The organism is Nitratireductor sp. XY-223 (assembly GCF_004959855.1).
Lineage (GTDB): Bacteria > Pseudomonadota > Alphaproteobacteria > Rhizobiales > Rhizobiaceae > Hoeflea_A.
In genome coordinates, this window is the sequence record NZ_SPNT01000001.1 from 397440 (window position 1) to 424193 (window position 26754).

Consider the following 26754-nt stretch of genomic DNA (forward strand, 5'->3'; position numbering starts at 1 on the left):
TCACCCCATTTTTTTATGGGTACCAATAGCGGGCGTCGCTGCTTCCGCGCTCGATCACAACAAAATTGTTGGCGAACACACGGTAGGCCGGGCTCCATTCCCCGTCGGGCCACTGGATACGGATCTGCGCCCGTTCCGCGACGCCGGTTCCGACATGGATAAATCCGGCATGTCCGGAGGCATGTCCGCCGCCGGTCTGGATCTTGCGCAGCCTCGTCTCGTTACCGGACTTGACCAGGATCGTCGCGCCGACAGCGTTTCTGTTTGGTCCCTGCTGGCGCAGCTCGATCTGCAGCCAGTTGCCCATCGGCCGCGTTCCCCAATCCGTCCTGCCGCCGTGATTGTGGAACAGGCTGACCGGCGCCTCCCTGTTGACCACCAGAAGGTCGAGCCGGCCGTCAAGGTCGAAATCGGCGATGACCGCGCCGCGACCGCGCCGGTCGAGATCTATGCCGGACAGGTGCCCGGCCTCGAAGAAATTCCCGTCGTGCTGCCCGAGCAGCAGATTGTCCGGATCGAAGGCGGCGAAATCCGGCATCTCCTCGACATTTCCCTTGGCGATGAAGAGATCGAGAAGCCCGTCATTGTTGAAATCGGCGAATTCCGAATGCCAGCCGGTCGACGGTCTCAGATCGCTGCCGGTATATGGCCGGTGGGCCGTGGCGCCGCGCTCGAAGGCGATGTCGCGGTAAACCGGCCGTCCTTCCTCGGCTTCCTCGTCCAGGGTCTGCAGCTTGGTGTCGCCCATCGACGTCAGTGCGTATTCGGGAAATCCGTCCGCATCGATGTCGCCTTCGGCGATGCCCATGCCCCAGATGTTGACCCGCTTCCAACCGTCGGCGCGGCGGTAGAGGCGCGGCAGCTTGCCCGGATCGATGCGCCACAACTGCTCCTCGCCGTCACGATAGTAGTGGCGGTCGTTGGTGACGCGGAGCGACGGCGTGCCGGAGCGGTTCCAGTCGGTGAAGATCATCGAAAGGGCGCAGAAGCCGGGCGAGAGCGCACTGCGCTCGGCATAGGACAGTCGGTTGCCGGGCAGGGGCCGGAACAGGGCGTTGTCGTGACAGGTTCCCCAGGGCGAACCCGGCGCGGAGCGGTCGACATAGTTGCCGAAGGCAAGCGTCGGGAATTCGGCGTTTGGCTCAAACGTGGCGGCAAATGCGGTTGTCCAGGCGCGCCCGCCGTCAAAGGCGAAGTCGCGGTTGGCGTTCGAGAAGCTGCAATCGGCGCCGCCCTTCAACAGGATGTTGCGCCCAACCCGGAGCAACACCAGGTCGCGATAGCCGTCATTGTCGATGTCGATCGGATAAAGGCCGGTGACGTTTTCAAGATCGCCCTCGTCGACTTCCAGGGGCATTTCCGCGAAACGCAAATTGTCGCTGCCGACGCTGCGGTTGACGAACAGCCGCGCCGGGCCGGTGCCGCCGGCCAGCATCAAATCCGGATAGCGGTCGCCATTGCAGTCGAACGATGCCGCCCCGCCGCCGACGAAATACTCCCACGGTCCGCCGTAGACATGCTCGATTCCGGCCGAAGTCGCCTGTTCGACGAGAACGGGAATGTCCATCTTCGGGGCGTCGGCCGCCGCGGCTGCCGGGAACAGGGCGAACAATGCAGCAAAAATCAATCGGTTGTTCATGGCGCAATCACCAATGTCTTGAGAAACGCGATCAGCGCCGCCCGGTCCGTGTCGTCCAAAGCGACATAGCGATCGCGGCTGTCACGGCCGGCGCCGCCGTGCGCCCGGATGACCTCATCGAGCGTCGTGAAGTCGCCGCGGTGCCCGTAGGGGGCGGTCGAGGCGATGCCCCACAACTCGCTGGTCATGAAGACGTCGCGATCGACGAAGCGCTGGCCGAGAAGTTCGTTGCCGAGTGCCGAGACCTGCTGGTCGGCGATCTTGTGACGCTTCAGGTCGCCGAACAGCGGGACCAGGACAGCGCCGCTTTCATCGCGCGGCAGCGATTTCGCCCACTCGAGGAGCGCAAGGTCGTATACGGCGCCATTTTCCGTTTCGCCGTGCCTCAGGGTTCCGGCGCCGTCTACCGGACCCGGATCGGCAAAGACGAGGCTCTCGAGCGGCAGGGCAGGGCGGTGACAGCCGCCGCAGCCGATGTCGTCGAACACGTCGCCGCCGCGTTCGGAAAGCCTGCGCCATTGGTCATTCTCGGGTGCGATGCGGGAGGGCGGGGGACGGCCCGCCTGCCAGGCGACCAGCGCCGAAACGTCGCCGGCACCCATCTCGGCCTCAACGCCGTCCTCGTCGAAATCGTCCTCGCCGGTCCAGCGCGGACCGAAGCGCTCGACGGCCTGAATGCCGTGGTGATGGTTGAGCGCGTTGACGGTGAACTGCCGCAGGGAGCCGATGACGCCCTTCTGGCTGAACGGACGGATCACCAGGTCGCTGTCGACACCGTCGATCCCGGAAAGATCGACAATGCCGTCCGGTTCCGCGGTAACCGCTCCGAAATCCACGCCCTTGGAGGTCAAGCGGACGGTGTGCGGTTCGCCGGAGGACCGGGCCTGATTGAGCGCCATGCTGCGCTGCGCCTGCAATTCGGCGGTCATCTCGCGCGCCAGCAGCTCGATGAGGCCGGCGCCCATCAGGTGATTGGTATTGCGCTCGTTGGAGAATTGCGGATCGGTGGTGTCGAAATCGGCGTTTGTGAAGCCCTCGGATACGAAGACATTGGCAACGAAATCGCCGGCACCGCCGGTGACCGGATCGTTGTGGCAGGATGAACAGGCGTTTGAATCCATTCCCGGAAGCCGCTGAAAAGACTGCTGTATCGGCCGTTTGCTCTTCGTCGGTATAATCGCCTGCGTCGCCATCGGGCGGCCGACACCGTCGACGGTTGTGAACTTGGCGGTAAACAGAGCCTCGCCGCGCTCCATCAGCGCCTGCAGTTGTGCGGCTGAAAGGCGGCCGGAAAAATCGGCCTGTCGGGTGGGGGCGCCGATGGTCGCTTCTGTCCACGGGGACGCGGCGTCGCCGGAAGGGGCGGCACCGGCGAAGAGTGCGACGAAGGCGGCGGCAGCTAATATCAGCGTTCTAGAGGGCATTGTCTTCCACCTCGATGGCCCGTTCGGTCGCCCGGGCGAACAGTTCATCGAGTTCGAGCAGCGCGGTGACGGTGCAACCCTCGACGATGAGCGGCTTTTCGTCCGGAAAGCAGTGGATCTCGACCTTCTCCGCGACGACGTCGAGCTTGGTCGCGCCGATCGCCTCGCGCAAGGGCGCCTCGATGAATTCGAACGCCTCGGTTCCGTTGCCGACAAAGGCGACCGGAAAGGAATCGACGAGTGCGTACATGTCGGCAAGGCCCGTGCCGAGTGCGTGCCCGGCCTCCTCGTAGGCCTTCAGCGCATCGCGGTCACCGGCGATGGCGGCTTCGTGGACCGCGTTCATCTCGGTCGTGCCGATGTCGTTTCTCGGCCGTTCCGTCTCGTCGGCCGCATTGGCGCGGCGGTAGATCGCGTAGTCGCCCGCATAGGCCTCGATGCACCCGCGGCGGCCGCAGCGGCACAGCGCGCCGTCCGGGATGTGGGACAGGTGACCGAATTCCGTTCCCGACGAGCGGATGCCGCTGACGAGTTCGCCGTTCAGCATCAGGCCCATGCCGATGCCGTGCGACAGAAGGACGGCGGCGTAATTGCGGTTGAACCGGACCGGATCGCGCCAGTGCAATGCCCGGGCGATCATCGAGCAGTCGTTGGAGAGCTTCACATGTGCGTTGAACTCCGGCTCCAGGCATGCCTTGAAGCCGAGGTTTCGGTGCTGCGTGATCGGCGACCAGAGCATTGCAGTTCCCGCAACGTCTGTCACGCCCTGCACGCCAAGCCGAATGCGCTTGAGTTTGCCGGCGTCCGGCGGCAGTTGCGCCAGAGCGCGGCGAATGGTGTCGACCAGCGTGTCCTGGAAATCTTCGGGCGACGCGCGCCGTGCGCGGAACGGCTGGTCGACATCGGCGATGCGCTGTCCCGTGTAGTCGGAAATGGTCGCCGACACCCGGTCGAGTTGCACGACCGCCGATGCGACCAGCGCCGCCTTGGGATTGAGCGCCAGCCGAACCTGCGGGCGGCCGCGGCCGAGGCTGGCGGAGCCTTCCTTGCCGGGCACGACGATGACCGCCTCATCGATCAGCTCCGAAGTGATTGCCGAAACCGTCGATGCGCTGAGCCCGGTCTTTGCACAAATGCCCTTCCTGGACATGGGTCCGCTACGGCGCAAGACAGCCAGGATACGGCTGCGATTGCGCTTGCGTACGTCGTCCGATCGTCCCAATTCGACCACGGTGTCGTTTTCCTCCCGGTGGCGTTGATTTTGCTGCAATGCAAAAATTATTGCTGCAATACAACAACTTAACGCACTGTAATTTTCAAGTTGACACAGCTTTGCGATTAAGTCACTATTTTTTTCGAGCCTCGAATTAAATGGCTCGTATGAAGCGTGGCTCGGTGCCTCGATCCGTCGGGGCGATGATCCACTCACCGGGAGGTACTGAAAATGAGAATCCTTAAGGCCGCACTAATCGGTGCGGTGTTTGCCGCTACATCCGCCGGCGCCGCATTTGCCGATGGCAAGACGATCGGCGTTTCCTGGTCGAACTTCCAGGAAGAACGGTGGAAGACCGACGAGGCTGCCATGAAGGCGGCGATCGAGGCCGCCGGCAACAAATACATCTCCGCCGATGCGCAGTCGTCCGCAGCCAAGCAGCTCACCGACGTGGAATCGCTGATCTCGCAGGGCGCCGATGCGCTGATCATTCTCGCACAGGACGCCGGTGCCATCGGGCCGGCGGTCGAGTAGGCGTCCGCCGAAGGGATTCCGGTTGTCGGCTACGACCGTCTCATCGAGAACCCGGAAGCGTTCTACATCACCTTTGACAACAAGGAAGTTGGCCGCATGCAGGCCCGCGCGGTGTTTGCTGCAATGCCGGAAGGCAACTATGCCTTCATCAAGGGCTCGTCCGCGGACCCGAATGCGGATTTCCTGTTCTCCGGGCAGATGGAAGTGCTGAAGGAAGCCCTGGACGCCGGCAAGGTCAAGAATGTCGGCGAAGCCTACACGGACGGCTGGAAGCCTGAAAACGCTCAGAAGAACATGGAGCAGATCCTGACGGCCAACAACAATAACATCGATGCGGTCGTCGCCTCCAATGACGGTACGGCCGGCGGTGTCGTTGCCGCGCTCTCGGCGCAGGGCCTTGACGGCAGCGTTCCGGTTTCCGGACAGGACGGCGACCATGCGGCACTCAACCGCGTTGCTCTCGGCACCCAGACCGTGTCGGTGTGGAAGGATGCGCGCGAACTCGGCAAGAACGCCGCCGTCGTCGCGTCGGTGCTGGCCGACGGCACCGCGATGGCTGACGTTCCGGGCGCCGTGAAGTGGTCCGGTGGCCCCGCGGGCGTCGAGATGAACGCTATCTTCCTTGCACCCGTGCCGATCACCAAGGATAATCTCGATGTGGTGATCGATGCCGGATGGATCGGCAAGGACGTGGTTTGCCAGGGCGTTGCATCGGGTACGGTCGCAGCCTGTAACTAAACCGCACAACCTCGGCGAATAGGAAGGCGCCGCGATCCGTGCTGGTCGCGGCGCTTTTTCTAAACAAAATTTCCAGTGGGGGGAGCCGTCATGACGGACCACACGGACTCTCAAACGACCCAGACAACAGATACCGCGCGCCAATCGGAACTGTCGGTTGTCGGCCGCTTCATCAAGGCGACGGAACTTGACACGCGCATGCTCGGCATGATCGGTGCATTGCTGCTTATCTGGATCCTGTTCGATATTTTCTCCGGCGGCCTGTTCCTGACACCGCGGAACCTTTGGAACCTGTCGGTTCAGACGGCTTCCGTCGCCGTCATGGCGACCGGCATGGTGCTGATCATCGTCACGCGCAACATCGACCTTTCGGTCGGATCCGTCCTCGGGTTCGTCGGCATGATCATGGCGGTGACGCAGGCGGAGATCCTGCCCACCTATATCGGTTTCGACAATCCTTTCACCTGGATCATCGCGCTCGCCGTCGGTATCGCCGTCGGCGCGGCAATCGGGGCGCTGCACGGCTACGTCATCGCCTATATGGGCGTGCCGGCCTTCATCGTGACGCTCGGCGGACTGCTGGTCTGGCGCGGCGCGGCCTGGTGGGTGACCTCCGGCCGAACGGTCGCGCCCATGGATTCCAACTTCCGCCTGATGGGCGGTGGGCCGGCCGGCTCCATCGGCGAAATCGCCAGCTGGATCGTCGGGCTGATCGCCTGCGCGGCGATCGTGGCGATGATCGTCAGTGGGCGCCGCCAGCGCAAGCGCTTCCAGTTTCCGTTGCGGCCGGTCTGGGCCGAGACCTTTCTGGGTGCACTCGGCTGCTTCCTGGTACTCGGCGCGGTCTACATCGCCAATATCTACTACTGGCCGATCGGCATCGTGCGCCGGCACATCCAGGCCGGACTGCTGGAAGGCGAGGCGACCACGATCTTCATCGGCCATGGTGTGGCGATACCGGTCCTGGTGGCCATCTGCGTCGGCATCGTCATGACGTTCCTGGCGACGCGCACGCGCTTCGGCCGCTACGTCTTCGCCCTCGGCGGCAACCCGGAAGCGACCGACCTCGCCGGTATCAACACCCGCTGGGTCACCATGAAGATCTTCATCATCATGGGCGTTCTGTGCGCCATCGCGGCGGCCATTTCGACGGCCCGGCTCAATGCGGCGACCAATGCGCAGGGAACGCTGGACGAATTGCTGACCATCGCCGCCGCGGTCATCGGCGGCACGTCGCTCGCCGGCGGCGTCGGCACCATTGCCGGCGCCATGATCGGTGCCCTGGTCATGCAGTCGCTGCAGTCGGGCATGGTGCTGATGGGGCTCGATACGCCACTGCAGAACATTGTCGTCGGCGTCGTACTCGTGATCGCGGTGTGGCTCGACTCGCTGTACCGCCGCGCGCAGCACTAGGTCAGGGGAGGAAAACATGAGCCTGGAAACAGCAACGCAGCCCCTGGTCGAGATGCGCAACATGTCGATCTCCTTCGGCGGCATCCACGCCGTCGACGATGCCTCGGTGGATCTCAATCCCGGCGAGGTGGTGGGCCTGCTCGGCCATAACGGCGCCGGAAAATCGACGCTTATCAAGATCCTGTCGGGCGCCTATCAGCGCGACAACGGCGAGATCCACATCGACGGCGAGCTGGCGACGATCAACAATCCGCGCGATGCCAAGGGCTATGGCATCGAGACGATCTACCAGACGCTGGCGCTCGCCGACAATGTCGACACGGCAGCCAACCTCTATCTCGGGCGCGAGCTGCTCACCCCCTGGGGAACGCTCGACGACGTGGCGATGGAAGCCAAGGCACGGGAAGTGATGGGGCGGCTCAATCCGCGGTTCCAGCGCTTCAAGGATCCGGTCAAGGCACTGTCCGGCGGTCAGCGGCAGTCGGTCGCCATCGCCAGGGCGATCCTGTTCAACGCGCGCATCCTGATCATGGACGAGCCGACGGCGGCGCTCGGGCCCGAGGAAACCGCGCAGGTGTCGGAACTGATCCTGCAGCTGAAATCGGAAGGTATCGGTATCTTCCTCATCAGCCACGACATCCATGACGTGTTCGATCTCGCCGACCGCGTGGCGGTGATGAAGAACGGCCAGGTGGTCGGAACCGCCAGGACCCAGGACGTCGACAAGGACGAGGTGCTGGGAATGATCATTCTCGGCAAGTGCCCGCCCGGCGCCACACCCGGACCCGGCGCGCTTTCGAGCTGACCGGTCCCGGGCCGGCCCGGGACAACAAGACAGGAAATGCGGCCGTCGCCCGGCGACGGACAGTCCGTTCCGGCCATTGGAGGAGTGATGTATCTCGGAATCGATCTCGGCACGTCCGGCGTCAAGGCGCTCATCATCGACGCCGGCCAGAAGATTGTCGCATCCGCGACCGCCGATCTGAAAGTGGCGCGACCGGCGAGCGGCTGGTCGGAACAGGATCCGGCGGACTGGATTTCGGCGACGAGCGTGGCCGTCGGCAAGCTGAGAAGCAAGCATCCCGCCATCGTTGCAGAGGTGAAGGGCATCGGCCTTTCGGGGCAGATGCACGGTGCGACGCTGCTCGATTCCGCCGACCGTGTCATGCGGCCCTGCATCTTGTGGAACGATACGCGGGCGCATGCGGAAGCCGCGCAGCTCGATGCCGATCCGCAGTTCCGGTCGATCTCCGGAAACATCGTCTTTCCCGGCTTCACAGCGCCCAAACTGATGTGGGTGCGGAACAACGAACCGGACGTGTCCGCGAAGGTCGCATCGGTGCTCTTGCCGAAGGACTATCTGCGACTTTGGCTGACCGGCGAGCGAGTGTCGGAAATGTCCGACGCATCCGGGACAAGCTGGCTCGATGTCGGCCAGCGGCGCTGGTCGCCGGAACTGCTCGCCGCATCGCAGATGGATATCGGCCAGATGCCCCGGCTGGTGGAGGGCACGGAACCGAGCGGCGGCCTGCGGGCCGAAGTTGCCGCGGAATGGGGCATCCAGCCGGGCACCGTCGTTGCCGGCGGTGCCGGCGACAATGCCGCCACGGCGATCGGCATGGGCACGGTCAGCGAGGGGGATGCCTTCGTTTCGCTCGGAACATCGGGCGTGGTGTTCGCCGCGAACGGCTCCTACCGCCCCAATGCGGAAAGCGCAGTGCATACATTCTGCCACGCCGCGCCCGATAGCTGGCACCAGATGGGCGTGATCCTGTCGGCGACGGACAGCCTCAACTGGTTCGCGGTTCTCGTCGGGAAATCGGCCGCCGCGCTGACCGACGAGCTCGGCGACGAACTGCGCGCGCCGCAGGGGATGTTCCTGCCGTTCCTTTCTGGCGAGCGCACCCCGCACAACGATGCGGAGATCCGCGGCGTCCTGACCGGGATTTCGCACGGCGCAGGCCGGACGGAGATCACGGCATCCATCCTGCAGGGCGTTGCCTTCGCGTTTCGCGACAGCGTCGAGGCGCTGTCCGCAGCGGGGACGGACGTCCGGCGGTTGACGGCAAGCGGCGGCGGCTCGCGGTCGCTCTACTGGCTGCGCACCATCGCGACTGCTCTCGACCTGCCGGTCGATGTGCCGGTCGCCGGTGATGTCGGCGCCGCATACGGTGCCGCCCGGCTCGGCATGCTGGCTGGCGGACGGGCATCGCTCGCCGCGTGCACGCCGCCGGACATCGATCAGACAATCGAGCCGGACCAGGCACTGAGGCCGGCCTACGAGGAAGCCTATCAGCAATACCGGAAGACCTATCCGGCGATACGGAGCACCATGTCATGAAGACCGACTTTTTTGGCAATATCGAGCGGATTTCCTATGAGGGGCCCGAAAGCACGAATCCCCTGGCATTCCGCCACTACAACCCCGACGAAACGGTCATGGGCAAGCGCATGGAAGACCATCTGCGCTTCGCGGTGTGCTACTGGCACAATTTCTGCTGGCCGGGCGGCGATCCGTTTGGCGGCCAGACCTTCGAGCGCCCGTGGTTCGGCGAGACGATGGAGAATGCCTTCCTGAAGGCCGATGTCGCGTTCGACATGTTCAGCATCCTCGGCGCTCCGTACTATTGCTTTCACGATGCGGATGTGCGCCCGGAAGGCGCCGATTTTTCCGAGAACACGCGCAATCTCGACGCGATGGTCGACTATTTCGCGGAAAAACAGGCGCAGACAGGCATCAAGCTGTTGTGGGGCACGGCGAACCTTTTCTCCAACCGCCGCTACATGGCCGGCGGTGCCACCAATCCCGATCCGGATGTCTTTGCCTTCGCGGCGGCGACGGTGAAAACCTGCATCGACGCGACGCACCGGCTGGGCGGCGAGAACTACGTGCTGTGGGGCGGGCGCGAGGGTTACGAGACGCTACTGAACACCGATATGAGCCAGGAACTGGACCAGCTCGGGCGTTTCCTCAACCTTGTCGTCGAGTACAAGCACAAGATCGGCTTCACCGGCACGATCCTGATCGAGCCGAAGCCGCAGGAGCCGACCAAACACCAGTACGACTTCGACGTCGCGACGGTCTATGGGTTCCTGAAACGCTACGGCCTTGAGGACGAGGTCCGCGTCAATATCGAGCAGGGGCATGCGATCCTCGCCGGCCACTCCTTCGAGCACGAACTGGCGACCGCCAACGCGCTCGGCATCTTCGGATCCATCGATATGAACCGCAACGACTACCAGTCGGGCTGGGATACCGATCAGTTTCCGAACAACGTGCCGGAGATGGCACTCGCCTATTTCCACGTGTTGAAAGGTGGTGGATTTACCACAGGCGGCACGAATTTCGACGCCAAGCTGCGGCGCCAGTCGCTCAATCCGGAAGATCTGCTGATGGCCCATGTCGGCGGCATGGATTGCTGTGCCCGCGGGCTGAAGGCCGCGGCCGCGATGATCGAGGACGGGGTGCTTTCCGGCTTCGTGGACGAGCGCTATGCGGGCTGGAATTCGCCTGCCGCGCAACGGATGCTGGCCGGAGAAACGGGGCTTGAAGCCATTGCCGAGCGGGTCGTAGCGGAGAACATCAACCCGGCACCGAAGTCCGGTCGGCAGGAATACCTGGAAAACGTCGTCAACCGGTACGTCTGAGCGCATTTTCCCAATCCGGTGCTTGCTAATTTGCATCATGATTTTGATTGATAGCAATCAAAATCATGATGTTTTTTCATTTTTGTACCGTTGTTCGCCCATTCCCGATCCCGTAGATTCGCATCGGGAGGAACCATGCGAAAAGCAACCGTCCAAGACCTGGCCGCGCTGGCGGGCGTAAGCACCGCGACCGTCGACCGTGTCCTGCACAACCGGTCGGGCGTCAGCGACAAGGCCCGCGAACGGGTCAAGGCGGCGATTCACGAGCTCGGCTTCGGCCAGTTGCCGGGCGATCTCATGGAAGCGCCCAAGCGGACATTGCGATTCCTGTTCCTGCTCCCAAAGGTCAACACGAGCTTTGCCAAGGCGATCAGCGCATCCGTGCGCGCCGCCGCGCGCGTCAGTGACGACGTGCACATCATCAATGACATTCACCGGGTCGATCTTCGCGACAACAAGGAAATCATCCAGGAACTGGATGACGTGACGGCGGACAGGTATGACGGCGTCGCCCTGTTTGCCGTCGACGCACCGGGCGTGCGCCAGGCGATGGACCGCGTCGTCGAGCGCGGCGTGAAAATTGTCACCGTTGTCTCCGACATTCCGACGTCCAAGCGGCATCATTTCGTCGGCATTGACAATGTCGCCGCCGGCCGCGTGGCCGGTACGCTGATGGGCCGTTTCGTCGGAAAGCGGAAGGGCACGATCGGCGTCATCGCCGGTTCGCTGCGCATGCGCGACCATGTCGACCGGTATTTCGGCTTCGAGCAGATCCTGCATGCCAGGTTTCCGTCATTGCGGATCCTGCCGATCGAGGAAGGCGACAGCCTTCACGAACGCAACGCAGTGATCACGCGGCGCCTTCTTGAAAAACATGACGACCTGGTCGGTCTCTACTCCGCGGCTGCCGGCAATATCGGCATTCTGGAGGTCCTTGGTGATCTCGGCATATCCGACAAGCTCGTGGTGATCATGCACGAACTGTCCGAGCATGTCCGGGCAGGGCTTGCGGACGGCACCGTCGATGCGGTGATCAACCAGGACACCGGCCACATCGCACGCAGCGCCGTTCGCGTGCTGACGGCTTTTTGCAGCGGCCGGCCGATCATCGAGGCGCAGGAGAAAATAAGGATCGATATCTACCTGGCGGACAATCTGCCATGACCTAGCGACGCTCAAGCGCAGAAACCGATGGTGAGAAGACGGCACGACGGTCGTAGAGACCGGTTCGGCAACGGTCTTCCCTGCGCCCCTCAGACCGGGTTTTTCGTGCCGGCTTTGGCACAACACAAATGGGAAACAGGAGGATCTCATGAAGAAACTGCTAACAACCTGCCTGATCGCCAGCGGCCTCATGGCCGGTTCGGCGATCGCCGCCGAAACGGTCAAGGTTCTGTCCATCAACCGGGACATGGAGCCGTGGAAGCAGCTCTATCTGGACGTGGTGGAGGAATACAACAAGGCCAATCCGGGCGTGACGGTCGAGGTCGAGTTCATGGAGGACGAGGCCTTCAAGCAGAAGCTGCCGACGCTGCTGCAGTCGGACGCGGCGCCCGATCTGTTCTTCTCATGGAGCGGCGGCGTATTTTACGAGCAGGCCGACCAGGGGTTCTTGAGGCCCATTCCTGACGAGGTTGCCGCGGAATGGAAAAAGGACCTGTCGGCGGGCGGCATGGCCGCACTTTCCTACAACGGCAAGTTCTACGGTGCGCCCGAGGCCTCGCAGAACGTCGCCATCTGGTACAACAAGGACATGGCCAGGAAGGCCGGTGTCGATCCGACCAGCATCAAGACCTGGGATGATTTCCTCGATCAGGTCAGAACGGCCAAAGAGGCCGGCGTCACGCCGATCATCGTCGGCGGACAGGACAAGTGGCCGCTGCATTTCTACTATTCGCTGCTTGCAATGCGCATCATGGGCGAGGAGGGCCTGCGCGCCTCGGCTGCCGGCGAGAACGGCGGTTTCGACAATGACGACTGGGTGCGTGCCGGCAAGGAATACATGCGCCTGATCGAACTGGAGCCTTTCCAGGAGGGCTTCATGGGCGTCAAATACGATGCCGCCACCGGGCTTTGGGGCGACGGCGGTGCCGTCTTTACCCTGATGGGCGATTGGGATCTCGGCGCGCAGCGCGCCGCGGCCTCCAATGGCGGCCTTTCCAACGAACAGCTCGGCGTCGTTCCGTTCCCGACCGTTGACGGCGGCAAAGGCAAGGCGACCGACACGCTGGGCGGCGCGTCCGGGTTTGTCGTCACGCGCAATGCGCCGGACGCGGCCATCGACTTCCTGAAGGTCTTCATGGGACCGGAAGCACAAAAACGCGCCGCGGCAGAAGGCGTCTACATCCCGACCGCGCCGTCGGCCGGCGGCCTGGTGGAGGATTCGATCCTCAAGCAGTTTGCCGCCATCGGCGGTGCGTCGACCTATCACCAGCTGTTCCTCGACCAGTTCTTCGGCAGCACGCTGGGCGGCGCCATCAACGACGTTTCGGCGCAAATGGCGACCGGCGACATCACGCCGGAGGAGGCCGCGAAGCTGCTCGAAGAGACGCGGCAGTTCCAGTAGGCGGACCAAGGGGGGCGAGCGTCCGGCCATCACCGGCCGGGCGTTCGGCCCAGCGATCGGGACATTGGCAATGACACTGGTTTCAACGGAGAGCTCGATCAGATCAGCGAAGCGGCGCCGCATGCGGTTCGACCTCAGCGGCCAGACCACGATGCTGCTGATCTTCCTGCCGCCGGCAATCCTGCTCTTTACCGTGTTCGTCATGCTGCCGATGGCCGAGGCGGCGTTCTTCTCGCCCTATAAATGGAGCGGCTACGGGCCGGCGCCCTGGGCCTTCAACGAGGCCACCGGCAAGACCTTCGGCACCTGGATCGGCGGCACGAATTTCGAACGCATGGCTGGTCACAGCGCGTTTCAGACAGCGCTCTTCAACACGATGAAGGTCATCGCGGTCTCGCTGCTGATCCAGCTGCCGCTGGCGCTGATGCTTGCCCTGATGATCTACCGGAAGAGCTATGCGAACACCGTGTTCCGGCTGATCTTCTTCGTGCCCTACATCCTGGCGGAGGTCGCGACCGGCCTGATCTGGAGTTTCGTCTTCGACGGCAATTTCGGTCTGTCGCGGATGATCACCGACACATTCCATCTGCAGCAGGCATTCTTCCCGCTGGCCGAAAAGGAATGGGCGTTCAACACGATCCTGGCGGTGATCGTGTGGAAGTATTTCGGTTTCCACATGATGATCTACATCGCCGGCCTGCAGAGCATTCCCAAGGACTTCATCGAAGCGGCGCGCATCGACGGTGCCCGGCCGTTGCAGATCATCTTCTTCGTCAAGCTGCCGATGCTGTGGCCGGCGATCACGATCTCGATCTTCTATTCGGTGCTGGGCGCGCTCCAGGTCTTCGACCTGGTCATGCCGATGACCGCGGGTGGCCCGTCCAACAGCAGCCACACGCTGGTCAGCTATCTCTACAATTTCGGCTTCATCCGGCTGAATGTCGGCTACGGCAGCGCTGTCGGCGTGTTCCTTTTCGCGGTCGGCGTCATCTTCGCCTTCGTCTACCGCAACACGGTGCAGAGGGAGGCAGCCCAATGAGCGGGTTCACCTGGCGCAGCGCCTCGCGCATCTGCGTGCTGCTACTCGTGTCCAGCCTGATCGTCATTCCGTTGGCGGCGACCATCCTCGGCGGCTTCAAGACCGACGGCGAACTGCGCGCCGAGCCCTTCGGGCTCCCGGATGTCTGGCGCACGGAATATTATGCGGAGATTTTCGCCGATACCCGGTTCTGGCGCTATCTGTGGAACTCGCTCGTCATTTCGCTTCTGACCGTGGCGCTGACGCTGATCCTCGGTTCGATGGCGGCCTACGCCTTCGCACAGGCCAAATTCTTCGGCTCGCGCTTCCTGTTCAGCTACCTGCTGCTCGGCCTGATGTTCCCATTCGCGGCGGCGATCATGCCGCTGTTCCTGACGGTGCGCGACCTCGGCATTCTCGACACGCCCTGGGGCGTGATCCTGCCGCAGGTCGCGTTCGGCCTGGCCTTCTCGATCATGTTCTTTCGCACCTTTTTCAAGCAGATGCCGCCGGAATTGTTCGAGGCGGCCCGCGTCGACGGCTGCGGCTATATCCGGTTCTACTTCTATTTCACGCTGCCGCTGTCGACGCCGATCCTGGCGACCATCGCGGTCTTCGTCTTCGTGCAGAGCTGGAACAACTACCTGCTGCCGCTGATCATGCTCAACGACCGGGCCGGCTACACCTGGACGCTGGGCGCCATGGACTATCGCGGCGAGTACATCTCGTCGTGGAACCGGACTCTTGCCTTCATGACCATGACGCTGACCCCGGCTGTCGTGTTCTTCATCGCCGCACAGAAATACATCGTCGCCGGACTGACCGGCGGCTCGGTCAAGGGATAGACATCCATGATACGAAACCCGATCCTCCCCGGCTTCAATCCCGACCCGTCGATCTGGCGGGTCGGCGATGACTATTACATCGCGACATCCACGTTCGAGTGGTATCCGGGGGTGCAGATCCACCATTCGCGGGATCTGACCAACTGGACGCTGGTGTGCCGGCCGCTTGACCGGGCGAGCCAGCTCGATATGCGGGGAAACCCGGATTCCTGCGGCATCTGGGCGCCGTGCCTTTCGCACGCAGACGGTCTTTTCTGGCTCGTCTACACCGATGTGAAGCGCTATGACGGCAACTACAAGGACACGCACAACTACCTGGTGACGGCGCCGGCGATCGAAGGTCCCTGGTCCGATCCCGTCTATCTCAATTCGTCCGGATTCGATCCGTCGCTGTTCCACGACGACGACGGCCGCAAATGGCTGGTCAACATGGTTTGGGACCACCAGGGCAACCGCGACCCTGTATCCGGCGGGAAGCCCGGTTTCTTCGGCGGTATCCTGCTGCAGGAATACGACGTTGCCGAGCGGCGGCTTGCCGGGCCGGTCAGGAACATCTTTCGCGGCAGCACCCACGGCCTGACCGAAGGGCCGCATCTTTATCGGCAGAACGGCTGGTACTACCTTATCACCGCCGAGGGCGGCACCGGCTACCAGCACGCCGTCACCCACGCGCGCTCGCGAACCATTGACGGGCCCTATGAGATCCATCCGAACGTCCATCTGCTGACGGCCAAGGATGCCGCCGAATCCGGCCTGCAACGGATCGGCCACGGGCAGCTTGTGGCAACGCCCGACGGATCCTACTACCACACGTTCCTGTGTTCGCGGCCGCTGCCGGGAACCCGCAAGTCGCCGCGCGGCCGGGAAACCGGCATCACCCGGCTTGAATTGCGTGACGACGGCTGGTTCTACGCCGAAGGCAATGCCGCGACGCCGGATGAGGCGATCGCGCCGCCCATGCCGGCGGATACGCCCGAGCAGCCGGAGAACAGGACCTACCGCTTCCAGGACGACGCCCTGCCGATGGATTTCCAGTGGCTTCGGTCACCCTTTGCCGACCGGCTCTTTTCGCTGAAGGAACATCCCGGTTTCCTGCGGCTGTTCGGCCGGGAATCCATCGGCTCCTGGTTCGAGCAGACGCTGGTCGCGCGCCGCCAGACGTCGTCGGCCTATTCCGCCGAGACGTGCCTGGAATTCCGGCCGGAGACCGGCCAACAGATGGCCGGTCTGACGGCTTACTACAACCGGGCGCAGTTTCACTATCTCTACGTTTCGGCCGATGAGGCCGGCAATCGGGTGCTCGATATCCAGAGCTGCCCGGGGAACTGGCCGGAGGCGCATCTGACTTTTCCGCTGGATCGGCCGGTTGCGCTTCCCGACGAGGGGCCGGTATGGCTCGGTGTCGACGTCGACGGGGCTTCGCTGCGGTTCCGCTACGCGGTTGAAGAGGGCGCCTGGACGTCGATCGGTCCGGAGCTCGACGCATCCGTGCTTTCCGACGAAGGCGGCCGCGGCGAACACGCGAATTTCACCGGGGCATTCATCGGCATGGCGGCGCAGGACCTGACGGGCCGGGCGCTACCGGCCGACTTTTCCTACTTTCACTACGCGGCAAAAGAATCAGGGCATGCGCCATGATCGCGCAATATCCTGAAAGGGAGGCATGCAATGGCTGAGGTCAGGCTCGAAGGCGTCAAAAAGTGTTTCGGCGCCGTCAAGGTCATCCCCAAACTCGACCTGACGATCGCGGACGGCTCGTTCACTGTCCTTGTCGGCCCGTCGGGATGCGGCAAGTCGACCTTGCTGCGGCTGATCGCCGGTCTCGAGGAGACCACGGCCGGGCAGATCCTGATCGACGGTGTGGACGTCACCGACCGTGAGCCGTCCGACCGGAGCATCGCCATGGTGTTCCAGTCCTACGCGCTCTACCCGCATATGACCGTTGCGCAGAATATCGGTTTCGGCCTGCGGCTGGCGAGGAAACCGAGATCGGAAATCCGCCGGCGCGTCGAGGAGGCGGCCGAGATACTGCAGCTTCAGGCGCTGCTCGACCGCAAGCCACGGCAACTGTCTGGCGGGCAGCGCCAGCGTGTCGCCATCGGCCGGGCCATTGTCCGCAAACCGAAGGTTTTCCTGTTCGATGAGCCGCTCTCGAACCTCGATGCGGCGCTGCGCACGCAGATGCGCGTGGAACTGGCGGAACTGCACGCCAAGCTCGACGCGACCATGATCTACGTGACCCACGACCAGGTCGAGGCCATGACAATGGCCGACCAGATCGTCATCATGGACGGCGGCATTGTCCAGCAATCAGGATCGCCGATGACGCTTTACGACCGGCCGGCCAATCCGTTTGTCGCCGGGTTTATCGGATCGCCCAGGATGAACCTGCTCGAAGGCACCGTTGCAAGCGACGCGGGCGCCGAACTCATCGGCGTGCGGCCCGAGCATTTCGTGCTGTCGAATGACGCCGGCAGCTGGGAAGGCCGGGTGCGCTACGCGGAACATCTCGGTTCCGACACGGTCGCCTATGTGGATGTCGAGGGCGTCGGATCGGTGACGGTAAGGGTGAGCGGCGAGGTGCCGGTCAGGGCCGGCGACCGGGTGTTCCTGACGCCGAACCAGGCGCGGCTGCACAAATTTGCCGGCGACAGACGGCTTGCCGCCTAGTTGCCCGCGCATGGGGGTTGGAAGATGAAAGTTTGTGTTACGGGCGGAAGCGGCGGTGCGGGCGGTGCCGTGGTCGAAAACCTGGTCGAGCGCGGCGTCGATGTCATCAACATCGACCGGGAAAAGCCACAGCGCTGGATTTGTCCGCACATTGAGACGGACCTTCTTGACTATGCCGCCGTAAGGCAGGCCGTCGAAGGGGCCGACATGATCGCCCATTTTGCCGGCAATCCGCAGCCGGACTTCAACTTCGCCGACGGGGCCGACCGTTTCGAGAACAACACGCTGTCCTGTTTCAACGTGTTCAATGCTGCTGCCGACGCGGGCATCAAGCGGGTGGTCTGGGCGTCCAGCGAGACGGTCTACGGCTTTCCGTTCGAGAACAATGTTCCGCTCAGCGCGCCGTGCCGCGAGAGCGACCCGATCAGCCCGCAGAACGCCTATGCGATCTCCAAGGCGGCCTCGGAATTCATCGCCTCGGAAATGAACCGGCTCTACGGCATCAGCTTCATCGGCCTGCGGCTTTCCAACGTGCTTTATCCGGTGCGCGGCCACCATGCGAGCTACTATCTGATCCCCGGCTACTGGGACGATCCGCTCAGCCGCAAATTCAATCTCTGGAGCTATGTCGACTGCCGCGATGTCGCCAAGGCGACCTGGCTGGCGCTCAATGCGGAACTGGACGGGGCTGAGGTGTTCAATGTCGCTGCGCGCGACACGCTCATGCAGCGCGACAACAGCGAACTGCTCGAGCTCGCGTTCGATGTGCCCGTGCGGCAGGATTTTGCCTTTCCGCGCGCCTCCTTTCTCGACATCTCGAAGGCCGAGCGTCTTCTCGGATATTCGCCGGATCACGGCTGGTCGGACGTGATCGACGTCTGACCGTGCCGGACGCTCATGAAGGACCGTTCGCATCGCCGATCCGACTGACCGGCGTTTTATTTCCAATTGGCGCTGGCATTTCCATTGAGAACGCTCCATAAAATTGCGTTGTCGATGCGTTAAACGGCGGAGCGTTACGTGATCCAAACCCCTTATCTCCTGTTTCTCGGCGATGCGCCGGACGCGCTGGCGGCAAAGGTCGCCCAGGGTATCAAGGACTGGCGGCCGGAACTTGCCGTCGGTCAACTCCGCCTCGAGGGCTGCAAGGCGGATATGGGCCTTGCCGACATGACCATCGAGGAGGCGGTGGCCAGGGGCGCGAAGACCCTCGTCATCGGTGTTGCCAATCGCGGCGGCGTCATCTCGGCAAGCTGGATGGACGTGCTGAAGGCGGCGCTTGCGGCAGGGCTCGACCTGGCATCGGGACTGCACAACCATCTCAATGACGAACCGGACCTTGTGGCGGTCGCGCAGCGCGAAGGACGCACCCTGCACAATGTGCGCATACCGAGTGTCGCCTATCCGATCGCCAACGGCGTCAAGCGCAGCGGCAAGCGCCTACTGGCCGTCGGCAGCGACTGTTCCTGCGGCAAGATGTATACGGCGCTGTGCATGGAGCGGGAAATGCGCGATCGCGGCATGAAGGCGACGTTCCGCGCGACCGGCCAGACGGGCATCCTGGTGACGGGATCAGGCGTTCCGCTCGATGCGGTTGTCGCCGATTTCATGGCCGGTGCGGTGGAGTATCTCACGCCCGACAACGATGCCGACCACTGGGACCTGATCGAGGGGCAGGGCAGCATTTTCCACCCGTCCTATTCCGGCGTCTCGATGGCGCTGATCCATGGCGGCCAGCCGGACGCCCTGATCCTGTGCGACGAGCCGAACCGGCCGCATATGCGCGGTCTGCCGGGCTACAAGGCACAGAGCCTGGAACTGCTGCGCGATACCGCTCTGCTGCTTGCCCGTATCGTCAACCCGGACTGCCGGGTTACCGGTATTGCGCTCAACACCTCTGCGATGGGCGAGGCGGAAGCCGCTGAATACGCGCAAGGGGTGGAGGAGCGCATGGGCGTTCCGACGGTCGATCCGTTCCGTCACGGCGCGGCGCGCCTTGTCGATGCGCTCGAATAGATGGCCATGGGTATCGAAACCTCGGTTTCCGAGACGGTGTTTCCGCTGGCGGAGGTCTTCACCATTTCGCGCGGATCCAAGACCGAGGCGCGGACTGTCACTGTGACGCTGCGGCAGGATGGCCATAGGGGCCGGGGCGAATGCGTTCCCTACGCACGCTATGGCGAGACGGTCGCGAGCGTCATGGAAACGATTTCGTCCCTGGCTGAAGAGATAGCTTTCGGGCTGGACCGGCGGGCGTTACAGGCGTGCCTTCCGGCGGGCGCGGCGCGCAATGCGCTGGACTGTGCCTTCTGGGACCTCGAGGCGAAACAATCGAGAAGGCGCGCCTTCGAGCTTGCCGGCCTGAAGGTTCCCGGTCCCGTCGCGACGGCCTTCACATTGTCCCTGGAGGCGCCCGATACCATGCGGGAAAAAGCGCGGGAGAATGCGCACCGGCCGCTTTTGAAGATCAAGCTCGGCGGGGAGGGTGATCTCGAGCGTCTGGAGGCCGTGCGATCCGGCGCGCCTGACGCGGCGATCATTGTCGATGCCAATGAGGGCTGGAGCGCGGAAACCTACGCGGCGCTGGCGCCGGAGATGCTGCGCCTCGGGGTGACGATGGTCGAGCAGCCCTTGCCGGCCGGCGCGGACGAAGCGCTGGCGACCATGGATCGGCCGCTGCCGGTCTGCGCCGACGAAAGCTGCCATGACCGGGCATCGCTGGCCGGAATCGCCGGCAAATACGACATGGTCAATATCAAGCTGGACAAGACCGGCGGCCTCACCGAGGCGCTGGCGCTGAAACGCGATGCGGAGGCGGCCGGCCTCGGCATCATGGTCGGCTGCATGGTGGCGTCGTCATTGGCCATGGCACCGGCCGTGCTCGTCGCGCAGGGCGCCGATATCGTCGATCTGGACGGGCCGCTGCTGCTTGCCGAGGACAGGCAAAACCCGCTCTTGTATGATGCCAGGGGCGTTCATCCATCCACATCCGAACTCTGGGGCTGATCATGCGGACAGTTTATGTGAACGGCAGTTTTGTGCCCGAAAACGAGGCGACGGTGTCGGTCTTCGATCGCGGCTTCCTTTTTGCCGACGGTGTCTACGAGGTCACCTCCGTGCTCGAAGGCAAGCTGGTCGATTTCCAGGGGCATTGCGGCCGCCTGCGGCGCTCGCTGGGCGAACTGCAGATGAGCCTAGAGACCTCGGACGAGGAACTGCTGTCGATCCACCGGCAACTGGTGGCGAAAAACGATATCGATGAAGGGCTGGTCTATCTTCAGGTGACCCGCGGTGCGGCGGATCGCGATTTCGCCTTCCCGCCGCAGGACACGCCTGCGACCCTTGTGCTGTTCACCCAGGTCAAGGCGCTGATCGACAGCGAACTTGCCAATCGCGGCCAGAAGATCTTCACCGTCGAGGACCACCGCTGGACCCGGTGCGACATCAAGACCGTGCAGCTTCTCTATCCGTCGCTCGCCAAAATGGAGGCGAAATCCAGGGGCGGCGACGACGCATGGCTGGTGCGAGACGGCCTTGTCACGGAAGGTTCGTCCAACAACGCCTATATCGTGCTTGACGACGGAACCATCGTCACGCGCGATCTTTCCAACCTCATTTTGCACGGCATCACGCGACGGGCGGTGCTGGAGTGCGCACGCCACCTGCAGATGAAGGTCGTCGAGCGGCCGTTCACCGTCGAGGAGGCGACCGGTGCAGTCGAGGCCTTCTCGACCTCGGCATCGGGTTTCGTCTGTCCGGTCGTCGCGATCGACGACAACACCATCGGCACGGGCGAACCCGGACCCGTCGCGCGCAAACTGCGCGAAGTCTATATCGCGGAAATGCGCAAATCGGCGATCTGATTTGGCAAGTTAATTCCAAAACGGAATGACTATATTGCGAAATCTCGATTTACCTGCTGGTTTATTTGGCGCATTTTCCGGAAAGTTTTAAGCTATCATGATTTTTTGAAATCTCGAGATCGCACTGAAACAGAATTGCGGATCGGTTACTATCGGTCCACAGTCCGCACAGGGAGAGAAGCCCGATGAACGTCAGCCTCAAGCCGAAAGAAATGCCGTCCTTGTCCACTTTCGACTGGGAGGACCCGTTCCGGTTGGACGACCAGCTCGAGGAAGACGAGCGCATGATCCGCGATGCGGCGCGCGCTTACGCGCAGGAGAAGCTGCAGCCTCGGGTGATCGAGGCCTATCGCGACGAGATCACCGACCCCTCGATCTTCCGCGAGATGGGCGAGATGGGCCTCTTGGGGACAACGATCCCGGAGGCCTATGGCGGCATAGGCGCCGGCTACGTCACCTACGGGCTCGTTGCCCGCGAGGTGGAGCGCGTCGATTCGGGCTACCGCTCGATGATGTCGGTGCAGTCCTCGCTGGTCATGTATCCGATCTACGCCTACGGTTCCGAAGAGCAGCGGCAGAAATATCTGCCGGGGCTCGCCAGTGGCGAACTGATCGGCTGTTTCGGCCTGACGGAGCCGGACGCCGGCAGCGATCCGGGCGGCATGAAAACCCGCGCCGAAAAGGTACAGGGCGGCTACCGCCTCACCGGCAGCAAGATGTGGATCTCCAACGCGCCGATCGCCGATGTCTTTGTCGTCTGGGCGAAATCCGAGGCGCATGACGGGAAGATCCGCGGCTTCGTGCTGGAGAAGGGCGCGCCCGGCCTTTCCGCGCCGAAGATCGGCGGAAAACTCTCGCTTCGCGCTTCTATAACAGGCGAAATCGTGCTCGACGGTGTCGATGTCGGCGAAGATGCGCTGCTGCCCAATGTGGAAGGCCTGAAAGGGCCGTTCGGCTGTCTCAACCGCGCCCGCTACGGTATTGCCTGGGGTTCGATGGGCGCCGCCGAGTTCTGCTGGCACGCGGCGCGCCAGTACGGTCTCGACCGCAAGCAGTTCGGCCGGCCGCTGGCGCAGACCCAGCTCTACCAGAAAAAGCTCGCCGACATGCAGACCGAGATCGCGCTTGGCCTGCAGGGTGCGTTGCGCGTCGGCCGGCTGATGGACGAGGCGAACGCGGCGCCCGAGATGATCTCCATCGTCAAGCGCAACAATTGCGGCAAGGCGCTTGATATCGCACGCGCGGCCCGGGACATGCACGGCGGCAACGGCATTTCGGAGGAATTCCAGGTCATGCGCCACATGTGCAACCTGGAAACCGTCAATACCTATGAGGGGGCGCATGATGTCCATGCGCTGATCCTCGGGCGCGCCCAGACCGGACTGCAGGCATTTTTCTGAGTATTTGAGGCGACGCCATGGATCGCGCGGAGATCGTCCACGAGAACTTCCTGAAACGGGTTTCGGGGGGCGATTTCCCGTCAGCCGTCGCCGACGTGTCGCCGGACGATGCGGGACTGAGGCCGGAACAGCTCGTCGAGATGTTCCGCAGCCAGGTGCTGTCGCGGCAGCTCGACCGCATTTCGCGCAAGCTGCAGGCGCGGGGCGAGGGGTTCTACACCATCGGCTCGTCCGGTCACGAAGGCAATGCCGCGGTAGCCGCCGCGCTGCGCCCCGGCGACATGGCGTTCCTGCACTACCGCGATGCCGCCTTCCAGATCCAGCGCTCGACACAGGTTCCAGGGCAGACACCGGCCTGGGACATGCTGCTGAGTTTCGTTGCTTCCAGCGACGATCCGATATCGGGCGGCCGTCACAAGGTGCTCGGCTCCAGGGCCCTTTCGATCCCGCCGCAGACTTCGACGATCGCCAGCCATCTGCCCAAGGCGGTCGGCGCGGCCTATTCGGTCGGCCTTGCGAAACGGCTGAAGCCGGAACACCGCAAGCTCCCGGACGACGCTATCATCCACTGCAGTTTCGGCGATGCCTCGGCGAACCACTCGACAGCGCAGGGCGCGTTCAACACCGCCTGCTGGACGGCCTATCAGGGCATTCCGCTGCCGCTGCTTTTGGTCTGCGAGGACAACGGCATCGGCATTTCCACAAAGACGCCCGGCGGCTGGATCGCGGCGACGATGGCGCAGCGCCCGGCCCTGAAATATTTCCGCTGCTCCGGGCTCGACATGGTCGAGACCTACGATGCGGCGCAGCGGGCCGCCGATTATGTGCGCAGGCGCAAGAAACCAGCCTTCCTGCATATGACGACGGTGCGGCTCTACGGCCACGCCGGTTCCGACATGCAGACCGCCTACATGACGAAGGACGAGGTCGAGGCCGACGAGGCCAACGATCCGCTGCTCCATTCAGCGCGGATCCTGGACGATGGCGGGGTGCTCGGCCGCGACGATGTTCTTTCGATCTACAACGAGGCCGAGGAACGGTGCGCCCGTATCGGCGAGAAGGTCATCCGGCGCCCGAAGCTGGAGACGCCCCGGCAGGTCATGGCGAGCCTCGTTCCGCCGAAGCGCGAATGCCGCAAGGGCAATGGCCCGTCCGCGGACCGGCGGCGCGCGATCTTCGGCTCCGATGCGAAGACGCTGGACAGCCCGCAGCACATGGCACGGCTGCTCAACTGGGCGCTCACGGACCTGATGATGGAACATGACGAGCTTGTCCTCGCGGGGGAGGATATCGGTCCCAAGGGCGGCGTCTACAATGTCACCGCGAAGCTGCACCAGCGCTTCGGCGCGCACCGGGTCATCAACACGCTGCTCGATGAGCAGTCGATCCTCGGCCTTGCCATCGGTCTTGCCCATAACGGCTTCGTGCCGATGCCCGAAATCCAGTTCCTGGCCTATCTGCACAATGCGGAAGACCAGGTCCGCGGCGAAGCCGCGACGCTGAGCTTTTTCTCCAACGGCCAGTTCACCAACCCGATGGTGATCCGCATCGCCGGGCTCGGGTACCAGAAGGGCTTCGGCGGCCATTTCCACAACGACAACAGCCTGGCGGTGCTGAGGGACATACCGGGCGTGATTATCGCGTGTCCTTCGAACGGCGCGGACGGGGTTCACATGCTGCGCGAGTGCGTGCGCCTGGCGCGCGAGGAGCAACGGGTCGTCGCCTTCGTCGAGCCGATCGCGCTTTACATGACCCGGGACCTGCACGGCGAGAAGGACGGGTTGTGGACCTTTCCCTACGAGCCGCCGGGCAGCGGCAACCCCATCCGTCTCGGCGAGATCGGCCTGCATGGCGACGGGACGGACCTTGCCATTGTGACCTATGGCAACGGCTACTACCTGTCCCGCCAGGCGGAGAAAGTCCTGTCGCAGGATCACGGTCTTAGTATGAGGATCGTCGATCTCCGCTGGCTGGCGCCGCTCAGCGAAGCGGCGATCCTCGAAGCCGTAAGCCCATGCACGAACGTGCTCGTCGTCGACGAATGCCGGGTCACCGGTTCGCAATCGGAGGCGCTGATGACCCTGCTTGCGGAGAAGGCTGGACCTGACAAGAACATCGCACGCATTACAGCCGATGACAGTTTCATCCCGCTCGGACGGGCCGCGACGTCGACGCTGCCGAGCCGCGACGGCATTGTCGCGGCGGCGCTTTCCCTGACGGGGAAGGCAGCATGAAGAAGACCGCCGTCGTCGTATGCCCCGGGCGCGGGACCTACAACAAGCCCGAGCTCGGCTATCTCGGACGCCACCATGGCGACAAGGCCGATTTCATTGCCATGCTTGACGCCTACCGCGCGGAACGCGGCCAGGCGGCGATCAGCGTGCTCGACGGCGCCGAGCGCTACTCGGTCGCCACCTATTCGCGCGGCGACAACGCCTCGCCGCTGATCTATGGCTGCGCCTACGCTGACTTCATGGCAATAGACCGCGATGCCGTCGATATCGTCGCCGTGACGGGAAATTCCATGGGCTGGTATATCGCGCTCGCCTGTGCCGGCGCGCTCAGCGCCGAAAACGGCATGCATGTGGTCAACACGATGGGCACGTTGATGCAGGAGAGCCTGATCGGCGGCCAGACTGTCTACCCGATTGTTGACGACGAGTGGCACGAGATACCGGCAAAGCGGTCTGAGATCCTATCCCTTGTCGAAGAGATCGGCAGCCGGGCCGAGTGCAGCGTTGATCTCTCGATCGACCTGGGCGGCATGCTGGTGCTTGCCGGCAACGAGGCGGGCCTTTCGGCGCTGGAAGCCGCATTGCCGCGCGTCGGTGACCGTTTTCCGATGCGGCTGGCGAACCACGCGGCCTTCCACACGCCGCTGCAGCAGCCGGTGGCCGAGAAGGGAAGGGCGCTCCTTCCGGTCGACCTGCTAAGCCAACCGCAAGTGCCGCTGATCGACGGGCGCGGTAACGTCTGGTATCCGCACGCCAGCAATCTTTCCGCGCTTTGGCGCTATACGCTCGACCGTCAGGTAGTGCAACCTTACGACTTCACACGGGCCGTCCAGACATCGGTGCGGGAATTCGCGCCGGACTGTCTGATCGTGCTCGGGCCCGGCAACACGCTGGGCGGCGCGGTGGCACAGGCGCTGATTGCCTGTACATGGGAGGGGCTTCGGTCAAAGAACGATTTTGTGGAGCGGCAAAGGCAGGACCCGTACCTGATTTCAATGGGTCTCGAGGAGCAGCGGGGAGCGGTTACCGGCTGACCTTGGCGAGCCGCAGGCTGCTGACGGTCTCGGCGACGTCGGGCACGCGCCTGATATCGTCGAGGATCTCGTCGAGCTTCTTGAGGGAATGGGTGCTGATCTCGACAATCATGTCGAAACTTCCGCTGAGCGAGTGGATATCGCCGGTGCCGTCGATCTTCCGTAGCGCGGCAACGGTGGGTCGCGTATCATTGGCGACGAGTTTCAACAGGCAGAATGCGCTGATGACCGCCTCCTCTTCGTTGGGTCCGAGTTCAACGGTGAACCGGGCGATCGTGCCGCGATCGACCATGCGGGCGATGCGGTTCTGCACGGTGGCGCGGGAGACGCCGAGGTCGGCCGCCAGGTCGGAGACGGACCGCCTTCCGTCCCGTGTGAGGATTCGCAACAGGGTGTGGTCGACGCTGTCCATGTGCCTTTCCATTTTGCATCCGATATCTTACAAAATGACAAGAAATCACCGAAATGTAAAAAGGATATTGCTTTTTGTTGACACGCTTTTCCTGTCTAATGAC

The 26754-nt window shown here is 63.3% G+C and carries 21 protein-coding genes and 1 pseudogene; 18 read left to right on the forward strand and 4 right to left on the reverse strand.

Annotated elements, in window-relative coordinates; all coding sequences use genetic code 11:
* Nucleotides 1-13: 13 nt before the first annotated feature.
* The 3 genes from E4M07_RS01775 to E4M07_RS01785 are packed head-to-tail and all read right to left on the reverse strand — an operon-like array spanning nt 14 to nt 4294.
* Nucleotides 14-1639: a VCBS repeat-containing protein gene (locus E4M07_RS01775; protein WP_136656564.1), complete on the reverse strand. Its 1626-nt coding sequence runs from the start codon at nt 1637-1639 to the stop codon at nt 14-16.
* Nucleotides 1636-3063, reverse strand: a complete 1428-nt coding sequence (locus E4M07_RS01780; RefSeq protein ID WP_136656565.1) for a di-heme oxidoredictase family protein — start codon at nt 3061-3063, stop codon at nt 1636-1638. The genes E4M07_RS01775 and E4M07_RS01780 overlap by 4 nt, the downstream gene beginning before the upstream one ends.
* Nucleotides 3053-4294 (reverse strand): ROK family transcriptional regulator, encoded by a 1242-nt coding sequence (locus E4M07_RS01785; RefSeq protein WP_169054052.1) that lies wholly within the window; start codon nt 4292-4294, stop codon nt 3053-3055. The genes E4M07_RS01780 and E4M07_RS01785 overlap by 11 nt, the downstream gene beginning before the upstream one ends.
* A 213-nt stretch (nt 4295-4507) precedes the next feature.
* On the opposite strand from E4M07_RS01785, the pseudogene xylF reads away from it, so the two are divergent.
* The 18 genes and pseudogenes from xylF (at nt 4508) to E4M07_RS01875 (ending at nt 26239) form a co-directional block, all read left to right on the forward strand.
* Nucleotides 4508-5548, forward strand: a pseudogene (xylF, locus tag E4M07_RS01790) (D-xylose ABC transporter substrate-binding protein).
* 90 nt (nt 5549-5638) lie between these two features.
* A complete protein-coding gene (locus E4M07_RS01795; RefSeq protein WP_136656567.1) occupies nt 5639-6961 on the forward strand; it encodes a sugar ABC transporter permease in 1323 nt (440 codons plus the stop codon).
* Nucleotides 6962-6977: 16 nt separating this feature from the next.
* Nucleotides 6978-7766: an ATP-binding cassette domain-containing protein gene (locus E4M07_RS01800; RefSeq protein ID WP_136656568.1), complete on the forward strand. Its 789-nt coding sequence runs from the start codon at nt 6978-6980 to the stop codon at nt 7764-7766.
* An 87-nt stretch (nt 7767-7853) separates the two neighbouring features.
* Complete coding sequence (xylB, locus tag E4M07_RS01805; protein WP_136656569.1) at nt 7854-9302, forward strand: xylulokinase; 1449 nt, start codon at nt 7854-7856, stop codon at nt 9300-9302.
* Complete coding sequence (xylA, locus tag E4M07_RS01810) at nt 9299-10609, forward strand: xylose isomerase (protein ID WP_136656570.1); 1311 nt, start codon at nt 9299-9301, stop codon at nt 10607-10609. The genes xylB and xylA overlap by 4 nt, the downstream gene beginning before the upstream one ends.
* 135 nt (nt 10610-10744) lie before the next feature.
* Nucleotides 10745-11773 (forward strand): LacI family DNA-binding transcriptional regulator, encoded by a 1029-nt coding sequence (locus E4M07_RS01815; protein ID WP_136656571.1) that lies wholly within the window; start codon nt 10745-10747, stop codon nt 11771-11773.
* A 148-nt stretch (nt 11774-11921) separates the two neighbouring features.
* Nucleotides 11922-13175: an extracellular solute-binding protein gene (locus tag E4M07_RS01820; protein WP_136656572.1), complete on the forward strand. Its 1254-nt coding sequence runs from the start codon at nt 11922-11924 to the stop codon at nt 13173-13175.
* 70 nt (nt 13176-13245) lie between these two features.
* A complete protein-coding gene (locus E4M07_RS01825; protein ID WP_136656573.1) occupies nt 13246-14214 on the forward strand; it encodes a sugar ABC transporter permease in 969 nt (322 codons plus the stop codon).
* Nucleotides 14211-15038 carry a carbohydrate ABC transporter permease gene (locus E4M07_RS01830; protein ID WP_136656574.1) on the forward strand — a complete coding sequence of 276 codons (828 nt, stop codon included), beginning with the start codon at nt 14211-14213 and terminating at the stop codon, nt 15036-15038. Before E4M07_RS01825 ends, E4M07_RS01830 begins: the two co-directional genes overlap by 4 nt.
* Before the next feature lie 6 nt (nt 15039-15044).
* A complete protein-coding gene (locus E4M07_RS01835; RefSeq protein WP_136656575.1) occupies nt 15045-16676 on the forward strand; it encodes a glycoside hydrolase family 43 protein in 1632 nt (543 codons plus the stop codon).
* A gap of 30 nt (nt 16677-16706) precedes the next feature.
* Nucleotides 16707-17708 carry an ABC transporter ATP-binding protein gene (locus tag E4M07_RS01840; RefSeq protein WP_136656576.1) on the forward strand — a complete coding sequence of 334 codons (1002 nt, stop codon included), beginning with the start codon at nt 16707-16709 and terminating at the stop codon, nt 17706-17708.
* A gap of 24 nt (nt 17709-17732) precedes the next feature.
* Nucleotides 17733-18590: an NAD(P)-dependent oxidoreductase gene (locus tag E4M07_RS01845; protein ID WP_136656577.1), complete on the forward strand. Its 858-nt coding sequence runs from the start codon at nt 17733-17735 to the stop codon at nt 18588-18590.
* Between the two features lie 138 nt (nt 18591-18728).
* Nucleotides 18729-19724 carry an N-acetyltransferase DgcN gene (dgcN, locus tag E4M07_RS01850; protein WP_136656578.1) on the forward strand — a complete coding sequence of 332 codons (996 nt, stop codon included), beginning with the start codon at nt 18729-18731 and terminating at the stop codon, nt 19722-19724.
* Between the two features lie 6 nt (nt 19725-19730).
* Nucleotides 19731-20714: an N-acetyl-D-Glu racemase DgcA gene (gene dgcA, locus E4M07_RS01855; RefSeq protein ID WP_206057154.1), complete on the forward strand. Its 984-nt coding sequence runs from the start codon at nt 19731-19733 to the stop codon at nt 20712-20714.
* Nucleotides 20715-20716: 2 nt separating this feature from the next.
* Nucleotides 20717-21571 (forward strand): D-amino-acid transaminase, encoded by an 855-nt coding sequence (locus E4M07_RS01860; RefSeq protein ID WP_136656579.1) that lies wholly within the window; start codon nt 20717-20719, stop codon nt 21569-21571.
* Between the two features lie 185 nt (nt 21572-21756).
* Nucleotides 21757-22971, forward strand: coding sequence for an acyl-CoA dehydrogenase (locus E4M07_RS01865; protein ID WP_136656580.1), 1215 nt, complete (start codon nt 21757-21759; stop codon nt 22969-22971).
* 17 nt (nt 22972-22988) lie between these two features.
* Complete coding sequence (locus tag E4M07_RS01870) at nt 22989-25205, forward strand: thiamine pyrophosphate-dependent enzyme (protein ID WP_136656581.1); 2217 nt, start codon at nt 22989-22991, stop codon at nt 25203-25205.
* Complete coding sequence (locus E4M07_RS01875; RefSeq protein ID WP_136656582.1) at nt 25202-26239, forward strand: ACP S-malonyltransferase; 1038 nt, start codon at nt 25202-25204, stop codon at nt 26237-26239. Before E4M07_RS01870 ends, E4M07_RS01875 begins: the two co-directional genes overlap by 4 nt.
* On the opposite strand, the gene E4M07_RS01880 is transcribed toward E4M07_RS01875, so the two are convergent.
* Nucleotides 26229-26651: an Lrp/AsnC family transcriptional regulator gene (locus tag E4M07_RS01880; RefSeq protein ID WP_136656583.1), complete on the reverse strand. Its 423-nt coding sequence runs from the start codon at nt 26649-26651 to the stop codon at nt 26229-26231. The genes E4M07_RS01875 and E4M07_RS01880 overlap by 11 nt on opposite strands.
* Nucleotides 26652-26754: the final 103 nt, after the last annotated feature.